The sequence below is a fragment of the Luteitalea sp. genome, assembly GCF_022842525.1.
In the GTDB taxonomy this organism is placed as follows: Bacteria; Acidobacteriota; Vicinamibacteria; order Vicinamibacterales; family Vicinamibacteraceae; genus Luteitalea.
In genome coordinates, this window is the sequence record NZ_JALHPM010000290.1 from 1 (window position 1) to 5401 (window position 5401).

Consider the following 5401-nt stretch of genomic DNA (forward strand, 5'->3'; position numbering starts at 1 on the left):
TCACGGCGGCGGTCGTGGCAGGGCGCGCGCGGCCCCAGGCGGCGATGCAGGAGCCGACGGCCGCGCTGTCGGCCCAGCGGCTCGCGCGCGGCGAGTACCTGGTCAGGATCGCCGCCTGCAACGACTGCCACACGCCGTGGACGATGGGCGAGGCGGGGCCGGCGCCAGACATGACGCGCATGCTGTCCGGCCACCCGGCGGCGCTGACGATGCCGCCTCCGCCGTCGCTCCTGCTGCCGTGGATCGCGTCGGCCAGTGCCACCAACACCGCGTGGGCGTCGGCGCTCGGCGTGGCGTTCGCGTCCAACCTCACGCCGCACGCCACCGGGCTGGGCGGCTGGACGCCACAGCAGTTCGTCGCCGCCATGCGGACGGGGCGACACCAGGGCATCGGGCGCCAGATCCTGCCGCCGATGCCCGTCGCGGCGCTGCGGCGGATGACCGACGAGGACCTCGTCTCGATCTTCACGTATCTGCGCTCCGTGCCGGCCATCGACAACGCGGTGCCGGAGGCGATCGTCGCCTCCGGCTCGGGTGCGCCTGCACCGCCGTTCGACCCGTCGTCTCTCCGGTCGCCGGCGCAGCCGGGCGCGGACCCGGTGGCACGGGGCCGCTACCTCGTCGAGGTGATCGGTTGCGGCGACTGCCATACGCCGAATCGGCTCGGGGACAAGGGCCTCGAGCCCGACCCGACCCGGGTGCTGGCCGGCTACCCGGCGTCCGAGAAGGTCCCGGCGGCGCGTCCGCCCGAGGGGCCGTGGGTGATGCACCTGACCGCCACGCAGGCGGCGTCGGGACCGTGGGGGATCAGCTTCGCGGCCAACCTCACGCCCGACGAGGCGACGGGGCTGGGCGCCTGGACCGCTGCCCAGTTCATCGACAGCCTCCGGCAGGGGCGGCACCAGGGGCGGGGCCGGACGTTGCTGCCGCCGATGCCCTGGCCGGCCTTCGCGCAGATGACGGATGCCGATCTGACGGCCGTGTTCGCCTACCTGCGCACCTTGCCGAAGGTACGCAACAAGGTGCCCGATCCGGTCGTCGCCGCGCCAGCCGGGCCATGAACCCCGACCGGTTTCGCCCCGTGCCGGGTTCCCGGTAGACTACGGACATGCTGCGCCTCTCCAAGAAGACCGATTACGCCCTGATGGCCATGAAGCACCTCGCGCTTCATGGGGACCGCGGCGCGTCGAGCGCCCGGGAGATTGCGGAGCAGTACGACATCCCGGCCGAGCTGATGGCCAAGGTGCTGCAGCGCCTCGTGCGTCGCGGCCTCCTCGTCTCGCATCAGGGCACGCGGGGCGGCTACCAGCTGGCGCGCCCGGCGACGCTGATGTCGGTGGCCGACGTGATCCAGGCCGTCGATGGGCCGCTCACGGTCACGGCCTGCTCGACCGACGACCACGCCTGCGATCAGTACACGAAGTGCAACGTGCGCGATCCGCTCTGGCGCATCAAGGACCGCATCCTGACGGCGCTGGCCGCCTGCTCGCTGGCCGAGATCGTCGACGAGAGCAGCGTGCCGAGCATGCCGGTCTCGCTGTCGCGACGAACCGCCGTCCCCGTGCCCGAGTAGGCGCCGTCCCCTGCCCCGTCTCTACGTCGACGCCCACGCCACCACGCCCTGCGACCCCCAGGTCGTGACGGCGATGCTGCCGTTCTTCACCGAGCAGTTCGGCAACGCCGCCAGCCTGCAGCACCCCTTCGGCTGGGAGGCGCAGGCAGCCGTCGAGTCGGCACGACAGCACGTCGCCGCGCTCGTCGGTGCCCGCCTCCGCGACGTGATCTTCACGAGTGGCGCGACCGAGGCCAACAACCTGGCCCTGCGGGGCGTGATCGACGCGCTCGCGGCACAGCCGGGTGGGCGCCCGACGACTGCGCCACATGTCGTCACGGTGGCGACCGAGCACCCGGCGGTGCTCGACCCGTGTGCCGTCCTCGAAGGTCAGGGCGTGCGCGTCACACGCGTGCCGGTGCAGACCGACGGACTGGTGGACCTCGACGTCCTCCGCCGCGCCATCACCCCGGGCACGACGCTGGTGTCGGTCATGGCTGGCAACAACGAGATCGGCGTCCTCCAGCCGCTCGCTGCGATCGCGACGCTGGCGCACGACGCTGGTGCCTGGATGCACACCGATGCCTCGCAGGCGGCCTCGCTGACGGCCATCGACATGACGGGGATGGGCATCGACCTGCTCTCGTACACGGCGCACAAGCTCTACGGGCCGAAGGGCGTGGGAGCCCTCGTGGTCCGGCGCGCCTCGAAGGTGGCCCTCGCGCCGCTTCACCACGGCGGCGGCCACGAGCGGGGCCTCCGGTCCGGCACCCTCAACGTCCCCGGCATCGTTGGCTTCGGCGAAGCGGCGCGACTGGCCCGTGAGCGGCGGGCGAGCGATGGGCCGCGCCTGGCGGCCCTGCGCGACCGGCTCTGGACGCGCCTGCGGGACGCGCTGCCGGATGTCCATCTGCGAGGGGCGGCCAGTCCGCGGCTGCCGCACAACCTCAACGTGGGATTCGGGGGACTCACCGGTCGTGCGCTGGTGCTGGGCCTCACCGACATCGCCGTGTCGCCCGGGGCCGCGTGCGCGTCCACGTCGGCGGCGCCGTCCCACGTGCTGCTGGCGCTGGGCCTGGACGAGGTGGAGGCCCGCAGCTCCCTACGCTTCGGGCTCCTGCGGACGACCACCGAGCCGGAGGTCGAGGACCTGGCCGATCGGGTCATCGCCCTGGTGTCGACGCTGAGGGCGCGGCGCTAGAATGGAGGAGCCATGTACATCACCCTCGACGCCGGACGGCAGATTCACAAGTTGCTCGAGAAGCAGGGCCTCGCTGGCGGCGGCTTGCGCGTCGGCGTGAAGGCCGGGGGCTGCAGCGGTCTCAGCTACGTCTTCGCGTGGGAAGCGGCGCCCGCCGAGCAGGATCAGGTCTTCGAAGGGCCGGAAGACTCGCGCATCTACGTCGATCCCAAGAGCTACCGCCTTCTGGAGGGGACCCAGATCGACTACGACACGAGCCTGATGAGCAAGGGCTTCATGGTCGTCAACCCGAAGGCCAAGGCGACCTGCGGCTGCGGCACGTCCTTCTCGCTGAGCTGACCCGCCCCCTGAATCAGCGGTCGTCGTGGCGCCTCAGGCTGGCGCTTCGGCGTTTGGCGTCCGGCGTTCCGCGTGCTCGTGCAGGTCCATGCGCCCGACCTCGCCCGCCCGAGACAGCGCCGCCCGGAGCACGATGGGGCCGATGACGGCGTGCATTGCGTTCATGGCGACGATGAGGGCATAGAGGCGCGGACCCCAGTCCGGGAACTCCTGCGCGATGATGACGCCCAGGCCAAGCGTCACGCCAGCCTGGGAGATCAATCCCATCCAGGCCAGGGACGGGGCCGTGCCCGTGACACCAGCGGTACGCGCGCCCACCGCGGCGGTCACCCAGATCAGGGCGGCCCGCACGGCTGCGGCCAGGACCGCCAGCACGCCGACCTCGGTCAGCGCGCGCATTTCGAGATTGGCCCCCGCAGCGGCGAAGAACAGTACCAGAATCGGGAGCGCACCCCGCTCCACCGCGACGCGGAGCCCGTCGCCCTCAGGCGGAGCGATGTTCTCCACCACGAGCCCCGCCGCCAGTGCGGCCAACAGCGGCTCGAAGTGCCAGCCCGCGCCCGCCTGACTGAGCAGCACGCTGACCCCCAGCAGCACCACCGTCACTTCGCGCCCCACATACCGCAGGTACAACGCCATCAGTGCGCCGACGATCGCCCCGAAGGCGAACGAGCCGAAGATCTCCCAGGCCAAGCCCGACAGCACGCCAGGGCCCCCGCCTGACGTCCCGAGCGCCATCCGCACGCTTTCGATCGACACCGTGAACAGGAGCACCAGCGCCAGATCGGCCAGGACGACGAGGGCAAGCACGAGTTCGCACAACGGCCCCCTCGCCCTGCTCTCGGCGATCACCGCGATGGTCACGGTCGGGGAGAAACTCGCGACGACGGTGGCGGCCAAACTGGCAAGCGCGAGCCGCGCCAGACCAGTCGCGGCCGGGAGGATGGGCAGCCACGGCCACGCGAGGAAGAACAGGAGGGTCAGCGTGACCCACATCAGTCCGAGCATGACGCCGCCCATTGTCAGCATGGCGCGCAACTGGGGCCGAAGGCGGGTGAAGTTGATCTCCAGGCCGGCGATGAAGGCGATCAGGGCGATCGCCACGCCGTTGACCACCTGGAGGTCCCGAGCCATGGCGGGCGTCAGGATCGCGCCGACCGAAGGACCGCAGGCTACGCCGAACAAGAGGTACCCGGAGATCCGCGGCAGACGGAACCGCTCGAACAGTTCGCCGGTCAGCGACGCCGCGATGAGGGCGAAACCGATGGCGAGGGCGGTGCCGGGGCCGCCAGCACGACCGGCCGTCGCGGCCACGCTGGTCACCGCGGCCGTCGTGGCCAGGATGATCACGAGCGCCATGAGGCGCATCATGCCTGGCGCGCCTCGGCCGGACGCAGCACGAGGCCGAGCGCCTCTGACACCAGCGTCGCGACGACGACCGCGGTGAGCACGGCCGTCATGCCCGGCGTGCGCACGACCTGCAGGAGATGCAACGCGAGCGCGATGCCGAGCAGCCCGGGCGCGATGAGCTGCAGGCCCAGTTCACTGGCCGTCACGAGTCCCTGCACCCGCATGGCGAGCCATCCACCGACCAGCTTGCCCGTGAGCCGGAAGAGCACCAGCGGTCCGCTCAACCACACGGCCTGGAGCGAGAACTCGCAGGAGGCCCCGGCCACCAGCAGCAGCACCACGATGAGTGGATGCTGCACCCGCTGGAGGTCGCTGCGTACCACGCGGTCGGCCTCACCAGGGAGCCAGACCCACAGCAGGCCGGCCATCAGCCCCGCGAGCAGCGGCGACAGACCGAGAAAAGACGAGGTACCGCCAATGAGCGCCACCGTCCCGGCGATGAACACATGGCGCTCGGCGCGCGAGTGGGCGCGCTCGAAGAGCAGCCAGCCCGCGGTGCCGACGGCGATGCCGAGGACGAGCGTGCGGAACAGCCAGGCCACCGCCACCCAGATGTGCATGGGCGCCGAGCTGCCCAGCATGACCACCACCACCCCGCTCACCACGATGGGCAGCACATCGTCCAGATCGGCGATGCGTAGGGCCATGGCATGCGCTGGAGAGCCCTCATCCGCACCGCCGGCCGACGAGACCGAGGCGCACAACCCCAATGTCACGGCGACCAGCGCGTACGACAGCACGAAGGGCATCCGCCATGACGTCAGCAGGATCAGGAACGCGCCTCCGACGATGAGCAGGGTGACGCCGGCCTCGAGGCTCGCGGCCGTGAACAGCCGCCGGTCGTGAGGGCCACGCAGGTCGAGCGCCAGACCCGCGAACACGCCGAGGACGGCCAGCGC

The 5401-nt window shown here is 71.4% G+C and carries 6 protein-coding genes; 4 read left to right on the top strand and 2 right to left on the bottom strand.

What is annotated here, in order from left to right; genetic code table 11:
* From Q0C41_RS29445 to Q0C41_RS29460, 4 genes are all read left to right on the top strand, one after another.
* Positions 1 to 1061, top strand: a 1061-nt coding sequence (locus Q0C41_RS29445) for a c-type cytochrome (RefSeq protein ID WP_291990247.1), incomplete at its 5' end; no start/stop codon positions are given.
* Between the two features lie 47 nt (positions 1062 to 1108).
* Positions 1109 to 1573, top strand: coding sequence for an Rrf2 family transcriptional regulator (locus tag Q0C41_RS29450; protein WP_291990248.1), 465 nt, complete (start codon positions 1109 to 1111; stop codon positions 1571 to 1573).
* Between the two features lie 10 nt (positions 1574 to 1583).
* Entirely contained in the window at positions 1584 to 2753 is a 1170-nt protein-coding gene (locus Q0C41_RS29455) for a cysteine desulfurase family protein (RefSeq protein ID WP_291990254.1), read from the top strand.
* A 12-nt stretch (positions 2754 to 2765) separates the two neighbouring features.
* On the top strand, positions 2766 to 3092 hold the full coding sequence (locus tag Q0C41_RS29460) for an iron-sulfur cluster assembly accessory protein (protein ID WP_291990249.1): 327 nt from the start codon (positions 2766 to 2768) through the stop codon (positions 3090 to 3092).
* A 33-nt stretch (positions 3093 to 3125) separates the two neighbouring features.
* Here Q0C41_RS29460 and Q0C41_RS29465 read toward each other — a convergent pair whose 3' ends face one another.
* Positions 3126 to 4451, bottom strand: coding sequence for a cation:proton antiporter (locus tag Q0C41_RS29465; protein ID WP_291990250.1), 1326 nt, complete (start codon positions 4449 to 4451; stop codon positions 3126 to 3128).
* Between the two features lie 8 nt (positions 4452 to 4459).
* On the bottom strand, positions 4460 to 5401 hold a 942-nt coding region (locus Q0C41_RS29470; RefSeq protein ID WP_291990252.1), incomplete at its 5' end, for a hypothetical protein.